This is a genomic window from Actinokineospora pegani (assembly GCF_009745975.1).
Lineage (GTDB): Bacteria > Actinomycetota > Actinomycetes > Mycobacteriales > Pseudonocardiaceae > Actinokineospora > Actinokineospora pegani.
Window position 1 is genome coordinate 59,711 of sequence record NZ_WHOL01000064.1, and the last position, 18,953, is coordinate 78,663.

At 73.5% G+C, this 18,953-nt stretch carries 12 protein-coding genes and 1 pseudogene; 4 read left to right on the plus strand and 9 right to left on the minus strand.

The window, feature by feature from the left end; translation table 11 throughout:
- Window positions 1–91: 91 nt before the first annotated feature.
- The 3 genes and pseudogenes from GCL84_RS08725 to GCL84_RS08735 all read right to left on the minus strand — a co-directional run bounded on the left by GCL84_RS08725 (window position 92) and on the right by GCL84_RS08735 (window position 3,523).
- Window positions 92–1,369 (minus strand): alpha-hydroxy-acid oxidizing protein, encoded by a 1,278-nt coding sequence (locus tag GCL84_RS08725; protein WP_156754884.1) that lies wholly within the window; start codon window positions 1,367–1,369, stop codon window positions 92–94.
- Window positions 1,370–1,378: 9 nt separating this feature from the next.
- On the minus strand, window positions 1,379–1,810 hold the full coding sequence (locus tag GCL84_RS08730; RefSeq protein WP_197523111.1) for a MarR family winged helix-turn-helix transcriptional regulator: 432 nt from the start codon (window positions 1,808–1,810) through the stop codon (window positions 1,379–1,381).
- A gap of 46 nt (window positions 1,811–1,856) precedes the next feature.
- Window positions 1,857–3,523 (minus strand): annotated as a pseudogene (locus GCL84_RS08735) (FAD-binding dehydrogenase).
- A gap of 183 nt (window positions 3,524–3,706) precedes the next feature.
- Here GCL84_RS08735 and GCL84_RS08740 point away from each other — a divergent pair.
- From GCL84_RS08740 to GCL84_RS08750, 3 genes are all read left to right on the plus strand, one after another.
- The gene (locus GCL84_RS08740; RefSeq protein WP_156754885.1) at window positions 3,707–5,038 is read left to right on the plus strand and encodes an NAD(P)/FAD-dependent oxidoreductase; all 1,332 of its coding nucleotides are present in this window, start codon (window positions 3,707–3,709) and stop codon (window positions 5,036–5,038) included.
- On the plus strand, window positions 5,035–6,609 hold the full coding sequence (locus tag GCL84_RS08745) for an aminotransferase class I/II-fold pyridoxal phosphate-dependent enzyme (protein ID WP_156754886.1): 1,575 nt from the start codon (window positions 5,035–5,037) through the stop codon (window positions 6,607–6,609). The genes GCL84_RS08740 and GCL84_RS08745 overlap by 4 nt, the downstream gene beginning before the upstream one ends.
- 313 nt (window positions 6,610–6,922) lie before the next feature.
- Entirely contained in the window at window positions 6,923–7,405 is a 483-nt protein-coding gene (locus GCL84_RS08750) for a flavin reductase family protein (RefSeq protein WP_328618761.1), read from the plus strand.
- A gap of 5 nt (window positions 7,406–7,410) precedes the next feature.
- Here GCL84_RS08750 and GCL84_RS08755 read toward each other — a convergent pair whose 3' ends face one another.
- The 5 genes from GCL84_RS08755 to gcvH form a co-directional block, all read right to left on the minus strand.
- Window positions 7,411–8,238: an SDR family NAD(P)-dependent oxidoreductase gene (locus tag GCL84_RS08755; RefSeq protein WP_156754887.1), complete on the minus strand. Its 828-nt coding sequence runs from the start codon at window positions 8,236–8,238 to the stop codon at window positions 7,411–7,413.
- A 124-nt stretch (window positions 8,239–8,362) separates the two neighbouring features.
- On the minus strand, window positions 8,363–9,160 hold the full coding sequence (locus GCL84_RS08760) for an ATP-grasp domain-containing protein (protein WP_156754888.1): 798 nt from the start codon (window positions 9,158–9,160) through the stop codon (window positions 8,363–8,365).
- 96 nt (window positions 9,161–9,256) lie between these two features.
- A complete protein-coding gene (locus tag GCL84_RS08765; protein WP_156754889.1) occupies window positions 9,257–10,240 on the minus strand; it encodes a DMT family transporter in 984 nt (327 codons plus the stop codon).
- A gap of 50 nt (window positions 10,241–10,290) precedes the next feature.
- Window positions 10,291–10,887 (minus strand): TetR/AcrR family transcriptional regulator, encoded by a 597-nt coding sequence (locus GCL84_RS08770; protein WP_156754890.1) that lies wholly within the window; start codon window positions 10,885–10,887, stop codon window positions 10,291–10,293.
- Between the two features lie 195 nt (window positions 10,888–11,082).
- Window positions 11,083–11,505: a glycine cleavage system protein GcvH gene (gene gcvH / locus GCL84_RS08775; RefSeq protein ID WP_235926093.1), complete on the minus strand. Its 423-nt coding sequence runs from the start codon at window positions 11,503–11,505 to the stop codon at window positions 11,083–11,085.
- Between the two features lie 144 nt (window positions 11,506–11,649).
- Here gcvH and GCL84_RS08780 point away from each other — a divergent pair, with 144 nt between their 5' ends.
- Complete coding sequence (locus GCL84_RS08780; protein ID WP_156754891.1) at window positions 11,650–12,480, plus strand: DUF2207 domain-containing protein; 831 nt, start codon at window positions 11,650–11,652, stop codon at window positions 12,478–12,480.
- Window positions 12,481–12,804: 324 nt separating this feature from the next.
- Here the strand turns inward: GCL84_RS08780 and GCL84_RS08785 are convergent, their stop codons facing one another.
- Window positions 12,805–18,573 carry an ExeM/NucH family extracellular endonuclease gene (locus GCL84_RS08785; protein ID WP_156754892.1) on the minus strand — a complete coding sequence of 1,923 codons (5,769 nt, stop codon included), beginning with the start codon at window positions 18,571–18,573 and terminating at the stop codon, window positions 12,805–12,807.
- Window positions 18,574–18,953 lie beyond the last annotated feature (380 nt).

Genomic DNA, 18,953 nt, shown 5'->3' on the forward strand with positions numbered 1-18,953 from the left:
CATCCCTGGGCCTCGACCCAGTCCTGGCCGCCCGTAGCTCCGCGGCCCCACGGGACAGGCCCCACCCAGCCACAAGCAAGCCTCTACCCCCTCAAAGCACCCCCACCAACCTGCCCGAGTCAATCTCAGCAACCGAGGACACCCCCGACAACCCCATCGTCAAATCGAACTCCGCGAGAACATTGCCAACAACATCAGCCACCCCCCGCCACCCGTCCAAAGCCAACCCATAGATGTGCGGCCTGCCAAGCGTCACCGCATCAGCCCCCAACGCGATCGCCTTGAACACGTCAGCCCCCGTACGAACCCCACTGTCGAGCACCAACGGATAACCCTCCCCCACAGCAGCCCGCACGCGGACCAACGCGTCGAGGGACGCCGTCGACCCGTCGACCTGCCGCCCACCGTGGTTGGACACGATCACCGCGTCCACCCCCAGGTCAACAGCCTTGCGCGCGTCATCGGGATGCAGGATCCCCTTGAGCACCACCGGCAACGAGGTCCGATCCCGCAACGTGGCGATGTGGTCCCAAGTGAGCGCGGGATTGGAGTAGACATCCAGGAAGGTCTCGACCGCCGCACGCGGAACCGGCGAGCGCAGGTTGTCCAGCAACCCGCCAGGGTGCTCCCGGCTGATCGACAACAGCGTGCGCACCGCCGCAGGCGTGACGCGCACATCCCGCGCGGGCCCGCCCAGCCGCTGCCGCACCAATTCCGAGAACCTGGGGTCCGATGTGTACTGCGCGATCCCGATACCCTGGGAGAAGGGCAGACTACCCAGGTTCAGGTCCTGCGGTCGCCACCCGAGCATGGTCGTGTCGAGGGTGACCACCACCGCCCCCGCCCCGATCGCCGCGGCCCGGCCGAGGAAGCTGTCCACGAGGTCCTCGTCGCGGCTCCAGTAGAGCTGGAACCAGCGCGGCGCGTCGCCCATGGCCTCGGCGGTGCGCTCCATCGGACTGCTGCCCTGGCAGGACAGGATGTACGGCACGCCCGCCGCGGCCGCCCCGCGCCCGATCAGCACGTCGGCGTCCCGGGCGACCAGCCCCGCCGCGCCCACCGGGGCCAGCAGCAGCGGCGTGGGCAGCTCGACGCCGAGCAGGGTGGTCGACAGGTCGCGCTCGACGACGTCGCGCAGCATCCTGGGCACGATCTCGTGCCGGTCGAACGCGGCGCGGTTGGCCGCCATCGTCCGCCCCTCGCCCGCGCCGCCCTCGACGTAGGCCCACGCCCTGGTCGAGCAGCGCCGCCGCGCGGCCTCGCGCAGCGCCGCGGCGTCGGTGGGCACCCGCGGTCGGGTGCCGGACACCCCGGCGCGGTAGATCGCCTCCTGGCGCAGCCGCCCCAGACCGCCTGTCAATCCGGTCATCGGTCCTCCCTAGGTCAGGCGGTCGAGCAGGTCGAACGCCTCGGTCAGCCGAGCCCGCTCGGCCGGGGTGTAGCGGTCCTGCAGCGCGCGGGCGAGCCACTCCTCGTGCTGCTCGCGGGCGCCGCGGATGACCTCCACGGCGAGCTCGCTGAGCTCGACGAGCTGGCGGCGGCCGTCGGTGGGGTCCGGGCGCCGGGTGATCAGCCCCTGGCCCTCCAGCGCGGTGAGGGTGGTGGCCATCGACTGCGGGCGGATGCGCTCCGCCGCCGCCAGCGCGCTGGCCGTGGACGGCCCCCGCGCGAGCCTGCTCAGCACGGAGGTCTGCGACGGGGTCAGCTCGTGCCCGTCGCCCACTTCCCGGAGCCGCCTGCGCAGCCTGCCCACCGCCGCCCGGAGGGCGTGCGCGGAGCGCACGGCGTCGGGGGAGATCTCGTCGCTCACCGCACCACCGTAAAACCCGCAGTTTTGACTGTCCAGTTTCACCTGACTACCCGGCCTGCGCGGCGGCCGCGCGACCCGCCGCCCGACCGGAGAACAGGCACCCGCCGAGGAACGTGCCCTCCAGCGACCGGTAGCCGTGCACGCCGCCACCGCCGAAGCCCGCGACCTCGCCCGCGGCGTAGAGGCCGTCGATGGGCGCCCCGTCGCCGCCGAGGACCCGCCCGGACAGGTCGGTCTGCAGCCCGCCGAGGGTCTTGCGGGTGAGGATGTTGAGCCGCACCGCGATCAGCGGCCCCGCCTTCGGATCGAGGATCTTGTGCGGGACAGCCGTCCTGGCGATCCGGTCGCCCAGGGTCCGCCGGGCGTTGTGGATGGCCATGACCTGGAGGTCCTTGGTGAAGGGGTTGTCCATCTCCCGGTCGCGCGCGACGACCTGCCGCTCGATGTGCGCGAGGTCGAGCAGCGGCTCGTCGGTGAGCTTGTTCATGCCCTCGACCAGCTCGGCGAGGGTGTCCGCGACGACGAAGTCGACCCCATCGCGCTTGAACGCCTCCACCGGCCCCGGCGCGCCCGCCCGGACCCGCGCGAGCATCAGCCTGGTGTCCTTGCCGGTCAGGTCCGGGTTCTGCTCGGAGCCCGACAGCGCGAACTCCTTCTCGATGATCCTCTGCGTGAGCAGCAGCCAGGAGTAGTCGTAGCCGGTCGCCCCGATCGCGCCGAGCGTGCCCAGGGTGTCGAAGCCGGGGAAGTTCGGCGCGGGGAACCGCGTGCCGCGCGCGTCGAGCCACAGCGACGACGGGCCGGGCAGGATGCGGATGCCGTGCCGGTCCCAGACGGGGTCCCAGTTCTGGATGCCCTCGGTGTAGTGCCACATCCGGTCGCGGTTGACCACCCGCCCGCCCGCGCCCTCGGTGATCGCCAGCATCCGCCCGTCGACGTGCGCGGGCACCCCGGTGATCATCCGCTTCGGCGCGGACCCCAACCGCGCGGGCCAGTTCCGCCGCACCGCGTCGTGGTCGGCCCCGATCCCGCCCGCGGTGACGATCACGGCCTGCCCGCGCAGCTCGAACTCCCCACCTCGACCCGCGAACTCGCCACCCCCCGCGCCGCGGCACTGGGCTCGAGCACACCCCCGCGCACCCCCACGACCTTCCCGCCCTCGACGACCAACCCGTCCACCCGGTGCCGGAACCGCACGTCGACCAGCCCGTCGGCCCGCGCCCGCGCGATCTTGGCCAGGAACGGGGCCAGCAGCCCCGGCCCGGTCCCCCAGGTGATGTGGAACCGGGGCACGGAGTTCCCGTGCCCGTCAGCCAGGTACCCGCCGCGCTCGGCCCACCCGACCAGCGGGATCCACCGCACCCCGAGCCCGTGCAGCCAGGCCCGCTTCTCCCCCGCCGCGAAGTCCACGTAGGCCCGCGCCCACCGCGCCGCCCAGTAGTCCTCCCCGCCGGGCTCCTCAACCCCGCGGTCGAACCCCGCACTCCCCTGCCAGTCCTGCCAGGCCAGCTCCACCGAGTCCCTGATCCGCATCCGCCGCTGCTCCGGCGAGTCGACGAGGAACAGCCCCCCGAACGACCAGAACGCCTGCCCACCCAGACCCGTCTCGGGCTCCTGGTCGACCAGGACCACCCGCCGCCCCCGCGCGACGGCCTCCGAGGCGGCCACCAGCCCCGCCAGCCCGCCCCCCACCACGATCACATCGGCGTCCATGGCCCGCAGCCTCACACACCCCGTGTTAAGCGAGCGCTCACCTCCCCGCCCACCCACCGCCACCACGGCGCGGTGGCGCGCCCCGGGGGGTCTTGGACGGTGGCCGGTCGGGATTCGGCGGCGACCCGGGGGTGCCGCCATTCGGCGGTAACAAGACGATCGGGACCTGGTGGGATGGCCGTCATGTATGACGCCATTGTGGTCGGTGGGCGGTGCGCGGGCGCGGCCGTGGGGACGCACCTCGCGCGGCGGGGGTTGCGCGTGCTCGTGGTGGACCGCGCGCGGTTCCCCAGTGACGTGTTGTCCACGCACTTCGTCTGGCCGCACGGGGCGAGTTACCTCAGCAGGCTCGGGGTGCTCGACGAGGTGTTGGCGGTGACGCCATCCCACGAGCAGGTGCACATCGTCAACGAAGGTGTGGCACTGCGTGGCGGGGTGCCCGAGGAGCTGCTGCGCAAGCAGTTCCGCGCGCTGCACGGCGACGACGACGGCGTCACCACGCAGTACTTCTCCGTCCGCAGGCACATCCTCGACAAGATCCTCGTCGACAACGCCGTCCGCGCGGGGGTGGAGTTCCGCGAGGGCTGCACGGTCAAGGAACTCGTCACCGACCCGGACGGCACGGTCGTCGGGATCACCGACCGGGACGGCAACACCGAGCGGGCGCGGGTGGTCGTGGGCGCCGACGGGCGGAACTCGTTCGTCGCGCGGGCGCTCGGGGTGGCGAAGTTCGACGAGCGGCCGCGGTGCACGTTCGCCTACTGGAGCTACTTCGACGGCATCCCGGTCGGCGAGGCGCGGATCCACCGGCGCGGCCGGCTGGGGATGGCCGTGGCGTCGACCAACCACGACCAGACCATGGTGCTCACCTGGGGGCCGAGCGAGTGGGCGGCGGACTTCCGCGCCGACGTCGCGGGCAACTTCCACCGGGCGCTGCGGCTGATCAGCGGCGAGGTCGCCGACACCGTCGCCGCGGCGACCGGGCGGGAGCGGTTCTACGGCACCCTCGACCAGGCCGCCTACCTCCGCGAGCTGCACGGGCCGGGCTGGGTGCTCGTCGGCGACGCCGAGTCGTTCAAGGACCAGTGCACGGCGCTGGGGATCACGCACGCCTTCCGCGACGCCGAGCTGGCGGCGGAGGCGGTCGCGGCGTGGCTGGGCGGGGTGGACCGGGAGACCGCGATGGCCGGGTACGCGGCGAAGCGGCGCGGGCAGAACGCCGCCGCCTACTACGACTACGTGTGCACGCTGGCGGAGATGAAGCCGCTGCGCCACGACGAGGTCCAGCTCTTCTCGATCCTGCGCGGCAACCAGGGCGAGATCGACCGGTTCATCGCGACCCACGTCGACGTCGCCCCGGTGTCGGAGTTCTTCGACCCCTCCAACGTCTTCCTGCTCAACGACACCGCGCGCGAGACCTCCGACCGGCACGCCGTGTTCGAGGACTTCGAGGCCACCTACCTGGCAGGCCACACCAACCCGTTCGCCCGCGCCGAGGCGGAGGCCACCCGATGACCAGCACCACCCAGCGCGAGGACGGCCAGATCGTCGCCGACCTGATCGCCGCCGCCGACCGCGCGGACGCCGCGGGCGTCGCCGAGGCGGCCCGCGCGGTCTCGGACATGATGCGCAACTGGGCCACGCACATCCCCTGGGAGGACCTGGAGGAGTTCGACGGGCTCGCCCCCGAGGCCCAGCGGCGGTTCCTCGAGGTGGAGTTCCCCGCCGTGCGCGCCGACCTGGAGCCGATGTGGGAACCGGCCGTCGCCGCGGCGCGCCTCGACCCGGACGAGGAGCACGCGCTCGACAAGAACGCCTACGACTTCTTCCGCCCCGTCGGCCGCGACCTGCTCGCCCGCACCGAGGAGTTCCACGGCTGGGTGCAGGCCCGCAGGCGCACCGAGACCTGGCAGTACTCGCGGGTGCTGGAGGCCGCGCCCGGCGGCATCGCCACGATCACCAACGACCTGAGCAAGCCCGCGCGCGGCATCAACTTCAACTCCCAGGACTACCTGTCGTTCAACACCCACCCCGCGGTCCGCGAGGCGGCGCTGCGGGCGATGCGCGACTTCGGGCCGCACAGCGCCGGGTCGCCGATGGTGCTGGGCAACACCCGCATCTCCGACGAGCTGGAGGTGGCGCTGGGCGAGCTGGTCGGCCTGGAGCACGTGACGCTGTTCTCCACCGGCTGGTCGGCGGGCTTCGGCACGGTCACCGGCCTGGTGCGCCAGGAGGACCACATCCTCATCGACCGCCTCGCCCACTCCTGCCTGCAATCCGGCGCGCGCGCGGCCACCCGCAACATCACCCGCTACGCGCACCTGGACGTCGAGGCGGTCCGCGCGCACCTCGTCGAGATCCGCGCCACCGACAGCCGCAACGGCATCCTGGTCATCACCGACGGACTGTTCTCCGTCGACTCCGACTGGCCCGACGTCCTGGCGCTGCAAGAGCTCTGCCACGCCTTCGACGCCACCCTGCTCGTCGACGTCGCCCACGACCTCGGGTCGATGGGCCCCGGCGGCACCGGTGTGCTGGGCGTGCAGGAGATGGTCGGGCGCGTGGACCTGGTGATGGGCGCCTTCTCCAAGTCGTTCGCGTCCAACGGCGGGTTCGTCGCGGCGCGCTCCCCGGCGGTCAAGCAGTACATCAAGATGTTCGCCGGGTCGCACTTCTTCTCCAACGCCCTGTCCCCGGTGCAGACGGCCGTGGTGCTCGAGGCGGCCCGCATCATCGGCACCGCCGAGGGCGACGCCCTGCGGGCCAGGCTGTTCACCGCCATCCACGCCCTGCGCGACGAGCTGACCGACCGCGGCCTGACCTGCATGGGCTCGCCCAGCCCGATCGTCCCGGTGCTCATCGGCAACGAGAAGCTCGCCAGGACCGTCAACCGCCTGCTCTTCGACCGGGGCGTGCTCGCGTTCATGGTCGAGTTCCCGGTCACCCCGACCGGCGCCTCCCGCTTCCGCCTCCAGGTGCAGGCCGCGCACGAGCCAGAACAGGCCCGTTCCGCGGCCCGCACCATCGAGGAGGCGTTGCGCGACGCGCGGGAGTACCTCTCCAGCGCGTTCGGCAACGAGTTCTAGGGGGATCGCCCGGCTCGGGGTGGTCTCGGCGAACAGCAGGTGGTCGGCGGCGCCGAAGCCGGTTCGGGACCAGGCCGATTCCGCTGGTCAGCGGCGCCGCACGGGCGGCGGTGCGCCCCGCACCGGGCGGGGCCCAGCCCGCGCCGCCGCGGGCTGGGACGATCGGGTGCGGTCTGCCGCAGTGGCGGTGCGCACGGCCGGGGGCCGCCCGCGACGTGGACAACCGGGTCCGCGGGCGGCATGCTGAGGTGGAGGGAGCCGACCGGCTTCGTGTTCGGTGTGGACGGTCGGCGCGGACGAGCGAGGAGGACGCGTGCAGTCTCCGACCCCGGTGGCGTCGACGCGGATGCGCGACGTGCTCGGCCACTTCGCCTCGGGCATCGTGGTGATCACCGCGGCGGGCCGCAACGGCCCGGTCGGGTTCACCTGCCAGTCGTTCGCCTCGCTGTCGCTGGACCCGCCGCTGGTCAGCTTCTCCCCGGCGCGGACCTCGTCGAGCTGGCCGGTCATCCGCGACATCGGCAGCTTCGGCGTCAACGTGCTCTCCGCCGACCAGCAGGACGTCTCGGCCGCGTTCGCCCGCCGCGGGGCCGACAAGTTCGCGGGCGTGCCCTGGCGCCCCAGCGACAACGGCGCGCCCGTCCTGGACGGCGTCTGCGCCTGGCTCGACTGCACCCTCTGGAACGAGTACGACGGCGGCGACCACACGATCGCCGTGGGCCACGTCCACGACCTGGCCGCCGACCCGACCCGCGAGCCCCTGATCTACCACCGCGGCTCCTACGGCATCGGCTAGCCGGCCTAGGCCTCCCGCTCGGGCTGGGCCGTCGTGAGCCCCACCCGCTCCTGCCTGGCCAGTCCTATCGCCGCCGCGACCCGCCGCCCCCGGAACCGCGTGTCGATGTACCGCTGGACGAGCACCCGCACCGGCGGCACGAGTCGGGCCCACCCCGGTGCCGCGATCACCCGCGAACGCCGTTCGATCCCCCTGACCAGCGCGTCCACCCCCACCTTCAACGGCGCGGGGGTGTGCATGGGCCCACCGGTGACGGCCTGGGCCGCCTCGGTGCCGAACCCCCGGCTGGTCATGTCGGTGTCCAATTCGGCGAAGTACGCCACCCCCACCCGGGCCCCGCTGCCCCGCAACTCGATGCGCAGCGTGTTCCCCAGCGCCTCCACAGCCGCCTTGGACGCGCTGTAGGCGCCCAGCAGCGGCAGGTGGGCCGCGGCCGCCAACGACGAGATCAGCACCGCGTAGCCACTGGGGTGCGCGATGTGCTCCCCGGCCGCCCGCACCGTGTAGTAGGCCCCGAGCACGTTGACCCGCAGGATCGACTCCATCACCGCCGGGTCCCCGCCCACCAGCGGCAACTGCGCCGCGATCCCGGCGTTGACCACGACGACGTCAAGCCCCCCGAGCTCCTCGACCAGCTCGCCGACAGCCCGGTCGACCTGCACCCGGTCGCCCACATCGCACACCCGCCACGGAGCGTCCCCGCACTCCCGCGCCACAGCCGCCAACTCGTCCGGCTCCAGCCCGGCCAGGGCGACGAGCGCCCCACCCGCGTGCAACCGCCGCGCCAGCGCGGCCCCGATCCCCCTGGCAGCACCCGTGATCAAAACCCGCATGACCGAACCCTAGTTTGCGAACGTCCATGTTCGCAAACCATGGCACCCACCCTCAATCGCCACCCGCCCCTTGCTCAACGAGTGACAAACCTGCCGGAAACGCCACACCCCCAGCCGCGAACCGTCAGAACGCAGCGCTCAACGCATCCCGGTAGACCCCGTAGGCCAACTCGTCGTTCTGCGGGGAGTGCTGGGCGAAGCGCTCCAACGTCACCGAGCTGTTGACCTCCAACACCTCCGCGACTCCGCCCACCGTCGCGATGTCCACCGTGCAGAACCGCAGCCCCAGCACCTCCGCCGCCCGCTGGGCCATCACCACCAACCCACCCCGGAACTCCCCCTCCGCGACCACGCCGGGCACAGCCCCCAACCGCAGGTTGTGCCGCCACTCCCCCTCCCCGGCCCGCACCTTCCGGTAGGTCAGCGGCACCTCCCCGTCCAACACCACGACCCGGTACTCGTCCTCGATCTCCCGATAGGGCGACAACGCGATGGCCCGGTACTTCCCCGCCAAGAACTCCAGGGCCCCGTCCAACTCGACCAGCGACGCGACCCGCATCACGTCGATCCCACCGCTCTCCATGTGCGGCTTGAGCACCAACGGCAACCCCACCGCGCCCACGACCTCAGACCACCGCTCCCGTTCGACCCCCTGGAACCGGAACAGCTCATGTCCGAACACCGGCACCCCCGCGCCCGCCAACAGCGTCGAGGCCCCCGCCTTGTCCGACGCCAACTGCGACGCCGACGCCAGGTTCAGCGGGAACGCGTAGCCGATGACCGTCCTGGTGACCCCGTCCCGCCGCACACGCGCGATCCAGTAGTCCGACAACCACTCGACGTCCAGCCCCAGCTCAGCGGCGGCCGCGCTGAGGTGGCGGACGAAGGTGGGGCGCAGTCCCGCGCCGAACGTGGTCACCATGCGGGGGATTGTGCCGAAGCCCGCACGACCCGACAAACGGCCATCCACAGGGGAGCGCGGGTCGGCGTCCTCGGCGCGGACCGGGTGGCGGAGGCGTCAGCCGCGGACTGGTCCCCGCCTGCCCGCCATCGCGTACCCGACAACGCCCACGGCGATGATCCCGATGCCCGCCCACGCCACCGGCCCCGGCGCGCTCGCCCCCAGCACCAGCGGCTCGGCCAGCGCCACGAACACGACCTCGCTGGCCTGGGTCGCCTCGACCGCGGCCAGGTGGGTCGGGTTGTCCCGGACCCGGCGGGTCGCGGCGAAGAACAGCGCGGTGGCGATCACCCCCGACGACACGGCGACCACCAGCGTCCCCACGAGCTGCGCGCCGGACGGCGCCCCCGCGCGGACCCCGCCGACGACGGCCAGCGCGATCCAGCACGGCAGGCTGCCGACGGTCATCACCAGCACCCGCTGGAAGGTGTCCAACCCGCCGCCGAGGTCCATCGACTTGCGGTTGCCCACCGGGTAGGCGACCGCCCCGACCAGCACGGCCGCGATCCCGCCCAGGAACGACCAGTGCACCCCGCCAGGGGCCTCCGCGACGGTCAGCCCCACCCCCGCGAGCACGAGCAACGACAGCCCCACCGCGACGGCGGGCACCCGCTTGCGCGCGGCGTCGCGGTAGAGCAGAGGGGCCAGCACCACCCCGCAGACGATCGTGACCTGCCACACCGCCGCGACGACCCACCCCGGCGCGCTCACCGACGCGAAGCACAACGGCGCGTAGAACAGCCCGAACCCGACACTGCCCCACAGCACCCACCGCACCGGCGCCACCTTGAGCGCGTGGACCACCGGCCCCAGCCCCCGGCGGGCGGCCACGACCGCGAAGAAGATCGGCAACGTGATGAAGTACCGCAGCGCCGCCGTCCACTCCCACGCCCCGCCGCCCAGCGCCAGCCCGCGGTTGGCCACGAAGGACACCGAGAAGAACAAGGCGGACAGCAGCCCGACGCCCATCGCCGCGGGCAGTCCACTCAAGACGAGTGGGCGCGGGCGCAGGGTCGGGTTCAGGGGCAGCGCGGAGGACACGGGCGCATTGTGCGACAGGCCCTGTCACCCGATCCAGTGACTTGACCGCGTTACTTCCTGACCATCGCCCAGACCGCGTCGCCGAGGCGCTCGTGCAGGTCCGGGTCGGACCGGCCGGTGCGCACGTAGTCAGCGAGGTAACCGCCCAGGCACAACGAGGCGACGACATCCAGATCGATCCCGGCGCGCAGCTCGCCACGAGCGCGCAGGTGCTCGAGCACTCGCGCCAGCGCGGCCAGTTGCGGCTCCACCACGTGCTCCCGCACGACCGCCAGCAGGGCGGGGTTGCCGCGCGCCTCGGCGATGACGTGGCCGGTCATGCCCACCCGCTGGTCATCCGCCCACGGCGGGGCGGCGCGCCGGATGGCCTCGGTGATCGCGTCGCGCGCCGTGAGCCCCGTGACCTCGATGGGCGCCTGCCCCGCCACCGCGCCGCGCACGGTGAGGTCGATCGCGTCCACGACCAGGTCGTGCTTGTTCGCCCAGCGGCGGTAGAGGGTCGGTCGGGTGACACCCGCGTCGGCCGCCACGTCGCCCAGCGTCATCGCCGCGTAGCCGTCGTTGGCCAGTCTGGCCAGGGCCGCGCCGAGGATCGCCTCGTCGACGGCGGGGTCGCGGGGCCTGCCTGCCTTCGCTCGTCCACTCACCCGAAGAGGCTACCGCGGATTGCTTTACATGACTGTCTCGTAATGTATCTTGGAGTCATGAGACCACCGGGAGGAGAAAGGAGACGATGCCTGCCTTGGACACCCTGAGACCTGCGCGCCCACGCACCTGAGACTCCTCGGCACAACGCTGCTTGACAACTCCACAGTGGACATCGCCGAGCGGGCCCGACCAGCTCACTCGGGCTCCTTGACGTAGTCCGCGTACTGGGCGGCGTCCATCAGGCCGTCCGACGAAGCCGAACCGTTCACCACCACCAGCCAACCGTCGCCGTAGGGATCGGTGTTGATCAGCTCCGGCGAGTCGTCGAGTTCGGCGTTGACCGAGTCGACGACGCCGGTGACCGGCGCGTAGATCTCACTGACGGCCTTCACCGACTCCATGGTGCCGATGGGCTCCGCCTCCTCGAACCGGTCCCCGGCGCTGGGCAACTGGACGAACACCACGTCACCGAGTTGCCGTTGCGCGTAGTCGGTAATGCCGATCGTGAGCTTGCCGCCTGCCTCGCGGACCCACTCGTGGTCCTTGGTGTAGCTGAGGTCCTCGGGGATGTTCGGCATCGCGCTCCTCCGCTGGGCCAGACCGGCGACGTCGATCATGCCAGTCCGGTGCTGGCCCGGCTTCTCCCCAAACGGGGGACAACCCGGCTGCGGAGGGTCGTGTCGAGCCGGTCCCGGTTCGGTGCTGCGCCATCGGGGTGACGACAGACGGGAAACCCCCGGGGTTTCATTAGCCTGGGCGCCATGGGCCGCTTCGCGTGGGTGGACTGGGGGTGGGTCAGCGCCTTCACCGTCGTGCTCGCGGGGGCGTTGGGAGCCCGCAGGCACGAGCGGGCCCAGGCCGCCCTCCGCGCGGCGCGGATCGCCGCGGGCGACGAGTGGGCCCCGTTGTCCATGGGGCTGTTGACCGGCGGCCCACGCCGAGCCGTCGACACGGTGATCGTCGGCTTGGTCGACCGCGGTGTGCTGGCGGCTCGGGCAGGTGTGCTGACCCGGGTCGGTGGCACGGGAACCCTGTCGGCACCCGAGCGCACTGTCGTCAACTCAGTCGGGCAGGGCGCCCGCTTGTCGCGCCTGCGATTGGACACCGCCGTGGCCGAGAAGAACCTGCTCGCCTTGGTGTACCAGACATTCCGCGTACGCGGCCTGGTGGTCGCCCCTGGCTGGCGCCGCCACCTGGGCACCATCGCGGGCACGCTCGCGCTCAGCGGGATCGGCGCCGCACTGGTCATCCTCCTCCGCTCGCCCACCACGGGCCCCGCCCCCGCCCTGGGCTTCGCCTGCTTGGTCGCCGTCCCCGCCGCGGTGCTCGCGACCCGCCGCGAGCGCTGGGGCCACGACCCCAGAACAGCCCTGGGGCACCGCGTCTCCGAACTCCTGGCGCTACACCCGCCCCCGACCCTGGCAGACGCGGTCGGCGCCCGGGGGATCACCGCCATCCCAGACGAGGCGCTGCGCGCCGCGATCCTCGACGTCGAGCCGGACGGCACCTGGCACCCCTCGACCAGGAGTGCCGCCAACGACCTCACCGAACTCCGCTGGCTGGGCGCCGACCTCATCCAGAACAAGCTGTGACCTGGGTGGACCCGCTCGACCACCAGTTCCTGACGAAGTCGTGGCCGGGTCGCCAGGCGATGCGGGCGCCGGTGCCCTGGCGCGTGGGCGTCGCCGGTACTCCGAACCGCCACGTCGAGCCCGGTCAGCACTCTGGAGCGGATGAGGGCCGCGTCCGGCCCGCTGGTCGCGAGGCCCGGGAATCGCGGCCGGGGCCAGGACTCCAGGGATGGCGCACCGCCGAGTCCATGGCGTCCCCGCGAGGGGCTGCCGTGCCCGCACCCGGGAACGGGTCTGGCCCGGCACGCGGGGCGCGTGCCGGGCCAGACCCGTCGACTCAGCGGACTACTTGAGGGTCAGCGGTGTGGTCACCACCTGGTCGGGCAAGCCCGGGTAGCTCATCCGGACGGTCACCGAGGTCTGGCCCGTGGGCCTCTTCGCCGTCTTCCACAGCAGGACGTTGCTGTTGGTCAGCACGCTGAACAGCGGGGCCGTGGCCGCGAAGGACTGCGCGCCGGAGGCCGAGACCTCGAGGCGGCCGGAGAGCGCGACCAGCAGCGACGTGAGCAGCGGGACCGGGCGCCCGGTCGCGTCGACCAACTGGAACCGGACCGGGACGATGTCGCCCGCGGTGGCCTGGGCCGGGGTCAGGACCTTGATCCCGTACTGGACGACCTGGGTGAGCGTCGCCGAGCTGGGGCTGGGGCCGGTGTAGGCGGCCGTGACCGGGTGCGCGCCGACCGCGAGGGTCGACACCGGCGAGGAGACCGCCTCGCCGTCGACGACCGGGACGGGGTCGCCCAGGGCCTCGCCGTCGACGGTGAAGCGGACCGTGCCGCCGGTCGCGCCCGCGACCGTGGCGGTGAAGCGGACCGGTGCGCCGATCACCGACGGGGTGGCCGATGACGTGAGCACCGTCGTCGTGGTCGCGGGGGCCACGACGACGGTGTAGGCGCGGGTGCTGTTCGACACGGCGTTGGCTCCGGTGACCGTGACGGCGAACGAGCCCGCCGCGGTCGGGGTGCCGGTGACCGTGCCGGACCCGCTCAGGGTCAGGCCGGGCGGCAGGGCGCCGTCGGTGACGGTGAACGCGACCGGCTCGCCGCCGGTGTGGGCGATGGCGGCCGAGTAGGCGGCGCCCACCTTGCCGTCGGGCAGTGCGCCGCCCAGCGACACCGGGTCGACGGCGGTGAAGACCACCTCGGCCGAGGTGGCGCCGGTCAGGTCCGCGTCGCCCGCGTAGTCGGCGACGGCGGTGCGCGCGCCCGCGGTCGGGGCCGCGACGGTCAGCACCGCGCTGCCGTCGGTGATCGCGGCGGTGCCCAACGGGGTGGAGCCTTCGCGGAACACGACCTCGCCGGTGGCCGCGACCGGGCCGGTGACGGTGGCGGTCAGGGTGACCTGCCCGCCGGTCGCGACGGTGGCCGGGGCCGCCGCCAGCGACACCGCCGACGCCGCCTTGCCCACCCGCACCGAGGTCGCGAACTCGGTGGCGCCGTGGACGTTGGTGGCGCGCAGGGTGAACGCGAACTCGCCCGCCGCGGTCGGGGTGCCCGCCAGCGTGCCGTCCTGGCCGAGGGTCAGCCCGGGCGGGAGCGTGCCCGAGGCGACCGACACGGTGGCCGGGCCGCTGCGGGTGAACCCGAACGCGTAGGGCGTGCCCACGGTCCCCGCGCCGGGCGTGCCGGACAGGGTGGCCGGGGCGCCCAGGTCGATGCCGACCAGGACCGGGTCGTGGTCGCTGGTGCGGAACCGGTCGGGGGCGTAGAGCGAGGCGACCTGGGCCGGGGTCTTGAAGTCGGTGTTGTAGTCCAGCACCGACGGCTCGTCCGCGTTGTGGTGCGCCTCGCCCGCGCCGGTCACCTGCGGCGTCAGCGACGCGGAGGCGAGGGCGTGGTCGAGGTAGCCCCACTGGCCGTCGAAGACGTAGGAGTACGTCCGCGCGCCCTGGTGCCGCTTGGCCAGGTTGGTGAACCCGGCCGCCTCGAGGACGGCGACGGGGTCCTCGCCCGCGTAGGAGTTCAGGTCGCCGACGACCAGCACGTCCGGGTCTGCCGCGCCGGGCACGACGGTCGACGACAGCCACGAGGACAGTGCCCGCGCCTGCTCGGTGCGGCGGGCGTTCCAGCAGCTCTGCCCGTCGCCCTGGTCGGCGTCCGGGCCCGCGGTCGGGCAGGAGCCCTTGGACTTGAAGTGGTTGGCCGTGACGGTGACCCGGGCGCCCGCCGGGGTCTGGAACGCCTGGGCCACCGGGCGCCGCTCGAAGACCGGGTCCTGGTCGACGAACGTCGCGCCCGCCACCGGGGTCACCCGCGCCGGGCGGTAGAGCAGGCCGGACTTGATCGCGTCGGTCCCGGCCACGTCGACCACGCCGGTCGCCGCGTCGAAGTCGACGAACGCCCACGAGCCGGGGCCGTCGACGGCGTTGAGGGCGTCGACGAGCGCCTGGATGGCGCTGGCGGACCCGTAGCCGTCGTTCTCGATCTCCTGGATGCCGGTGATGTCGGCGTCGAGGAAGCGCAGCGCCTCGACCTGCTTGACCAGTTGGCGCTGGTACTCGGCGTCGTTGTCCGCGCCGCGGCAGTCGGCCGGGCCGCCTGCGGTGCCGAAGCGGCAGCCGGTGTAGGTGTTGAAGAAGTTGAGCAGGTTGGCGCCTGCCACCCGCACCCCGCCCGAGCCGACGTCGGGGGTGGTCGTCGGCCGCGGGTTGGCCGGGTCGAAGACCGCCGTGCCGCCGAGGGCGCCGATCGGCCGCAGCCGGTAGGCGTTGCCGGAGGCGGAGTTGCCGCCCCAGGTGTAGGTCAGCACGCCGACCGGGTTGGTGACCGTGTCGCCGCCGCGCAGCGTGTTGGCCGCCGACAGCGGCTGCCCGCCCCGGCCGAAGGCGATCGGGTCCGGGTTCTGCGCCTGGGTGGCGTCGTCGAGGATGATCCGGTTGCGGTTGTTGGCGTTCTGCTGCGCGGCGACCGCGGCGCGGTCGGTGGCCGGGAGGATCGAGGTCGGCTGCGGCAGCTTGCCGCCGGCGGAGACCACTACCTGCCCGAACCGGCCGAGCTGGAAGTGCTCGGTGACGGTCAGGGTCTGCTGGAAGCGCACCAGCATGCCCTCGTAGGGCTCCAGGTCGGCCGCGTCGGAGCGGGGCAGGGTGACCTCGACCGGTGCCACTGTCCCCTGCCGCCCGCAGGGTCGCACGCCGGTGGCCGATGCGGTGATCTGCGTCTGCCCCTGGTATTCCGACACCGGGCCGGTGACCTCGACGACGTCGCCGTTGGCGACCAGGTCGGCGCCGTTGTCGAACACGAAGACGCCGTCGGAGGTGGCGGCGTCGCCGTCGCCGGAGTCCTGCAGGTAGAAACCGCGCAGCGAGGGCTGCGGGCCCTCGTGGTCGGCGACGACGGTGCCGCGCACGGTGACCGTCTGGCCCGCCTTGGGGCTGGTGTCGGTCGTGCCCTGCACCGAGCCGATCGTGGCGGCCGGGACGGTGCAGGCCGGGGCCGCGCCGACGGTCACGGTCGCGCTGATGGACTTGCGCCGCGCCAGCGGCAGGTCCTTGGCGATGACGCCGTCGCCGTAGAAGACGGCGTCACCCGAGTCGGCGAGCACCCGCACGGCCGAGGTGTCCAGCAGCGGGTTCGGCACCGAGGCGATGGCCTCCGGCTTGCCCGTCGCCGCCACCGCGTCCAGCGAGCCCGCGCGGATCACCGGCTGGCTGGCGGGGTCGCCGTCCCAGGTGTAGAAGCGGAACTCCCCCGCCGCCCCGGTACCGCCGTCGGACGGGCCCGCGATGACCAGGTACTGGTCGGCGTCGTTCTTGCGGATCTCCCGCACGCCGCGACCGCCGAGGTCCCAGCGCAGCGCGGTCCCGAAGGTCGCGGTGGCCGAGGTCGGGTTGGCGGTGACGAGCGCGGCCGGGTCGGCCAGCGGGATGACCACGGCCTCGCCGTCGTCGGTCAGCGGGCCGCGCAGGCCCAGCAGCAGGCTGCCGTCGGGGGCGAACTCGGCGGCCTCCAGGTTGAACCCGGTCGGGCCGCCGTCGAGGCCCTCGGGCGCGCGGGTGGCGGCCGCGGCGAGGCCGAGCGCGCCGCCGTTGGCGTCGTCCCAGGCGATCAGGTCGTCGCGCAGGTTCTGGTGGCTGCCGCCGAGGGCCAGCGTGGTCGAGGGGCCGGAGCCGGTGACGGTGGTGCTGAACAGGGTCTGGCGGTTGAGCCGGGTCTTGGCCGAGGAGTTCTGGCCCTGCGAGCCGATCCAGTAGACGGTGTCGCCCCGGCGCGCCGCTGCCTCGATGTCGATCTCGCGGGTGACGTCGGGGTCGCGCAGCGCCAGGCCCGCGGCCCGCACGTCCAGCGAGGACACCGGGTAGCGGGAGTGCTCGCGGTCGTAGACGCGCAGCACGTTCGTCTCGTCATCGGAGACGACCATCGCACCGCCGCCGAGGTCGACGGCGGCGGAGGCGTCGCTCGCGCCGTAGTGGTTGCGGGTGCCCGCGGGCAGCGCGCCGGAGACCGAGACCGGGAACGTGGTGCTGGCGGACTGGGCGCCGTCGGTCACGGTGACGGTCAGGGTGGTGTGCCCGACCCCGACCGGGGTGGGCACCAGGGTGCGGGTGTCGCCCGCCCCGGTGGTCTCGCCGGTGGCGACGGCCGGGTTCGCACTGGTCACCGTGGTGGTCAGGCCGCCCGCGGCGGACTCGGCGTCGGCCACCTCCACGGTGCGGACCGCGGGCGGGTTGTCCGGGTCGCCCAGGGTCAGGGCCAGCTCGGCGACCGGGACCGGGCCGATCGTCGGCGGGGTGTTGGGCGCGGTCGACACCGTGACGGTGGCGGCGCGGCTGTCGGCCGTGCCGCCGGGGCCGCTCACCCGGACCCAGTAGGAGCGGGTGGCGTCCAGCGCGGGGGTGGTGAAGGTGGCGCTGTCGGTCCCGACCGGGGTGCCGGTGTCGCCCGCGGCGCCCTCGAACCACTGGTGCGACAGCGGTCCGGTGCCGTTCGCGGTGACCGCCAGGGTGGCCGAGCCGCCGCTGCCGACCGCCACGTCCTCGGGGTGGCCGGTGATCCGCGGCGCGGTCACCGGGGCCTCGCCGGTCGGCGCGAACGCGACGCCGCGCAGGACGGTGTTCGCGGCGCCGGTCGCGAGCAGCGTCCCGGTGGCGGCGATCGGGGCGTTGAACGCCGCCGCGTCGTCGACCTTGACCAGCGCGCCGGAGCCGGAGCTGGTGGTGGCGAACAGGGTCACGCCGTTCGGGGTGACCTGGCCGGTGAGGCCGCGGGCCGCGCTGCCGTTGGGGCGGAAGGAGCCCTGGGCCGACCACGCGGTGCCGGTGGAGGAGAACTTGAGGATGCCGCCGCCTGCCGAGTCGTCGGCGACGTAGAGGGTGTCGACGCCGGGCACCGCGGGGTCGCGGTCGAGCGCGACGACGCCGTAGGGGCTGGCGGACGGGGCGATCAGGGCCGCGGTCTGCCCGGGTGCGGTGGCCTGGTCGACCGAGTAGACCCCGCTGGTCCCGGAGCCGGTGGAGAAGAACAGCTCGCCGTCGACCGCGGAGACCGACCGGATGTTGGTCGGGCTGCTCGCGAGCTGCGCGGACGCGCCACCGCCGAAGGGCACGTGCCGCAGGCCGCTGGTGCCGCCCGCGGCCCAGAAGCCCGCCCCGTCCGCCGAGGTCGCGCTGCGCACGTTGTTCCCGCTGAACGCGTCGGTGACCGCGGTGGTCGTGTCGACGCCCCCCGCGCCGTCGACCCGGGCCAGGACCCGGTTGACCGAGGCGGTCGTCGAGGAGGCGACCGACGCCGTCCCGGGGGCGGTGTCGTACCCGGCGAGCGTCAGGTACCGCCCGTCCTGCGACCGCGACAACGACCCCTCCGACGTCGCCGACCCGCTGGTCGTCAGCCGCCGCCCGGCGGCACTGGCCGACGTGGGCAGCGGGATCGTGCGCACCAGCGCCCCCGCCGCGGTGTACTCGTCGAGGAACACCGGGGCGGCGGCGCTGGACAGCGCCCCCACCCCCGCCCCGACCCGCAGGACGACGACGTTGCCGGGGCTGAACGGGGCCGCGGCGGCGGGACCGGCCGAGGCGACGACGGAGACGGTGGGCGCGACGACGAGGGCGGCGACCAACGCGGTCGACCACCGCCCCGGTCGACGCGGGGGTCGGACTGTGCGGAGTCGCAAGGGTGCTCCAAGCGGCGGGGGACCAGGGCGCGGGACCCCCGTCCCGGAGGTCGCCGCATGGTCTCGTCGCGGGCCTGCCCGGCCGCGTTACCGCTCGTGGCCGAACGACCCGTGCTTGTCACCTGCTGTTCCCCCGGTTGGCAGACACCGTGGCGGTGCGTGTCCACCCGTGCTCGGCGCGCGACCGCTCAGTCCTGGTCGCCGGCGGTCTCGGGCTCTGGTTCGACCGGGTCGCGCTTGGCGGGCGCGGGGAAGACGAACGCGCCGATCATCCAGCCGATCCCGGCGAGCGCCGCACCCTGCGCGGTGGCCTCGACCTTGGGGTT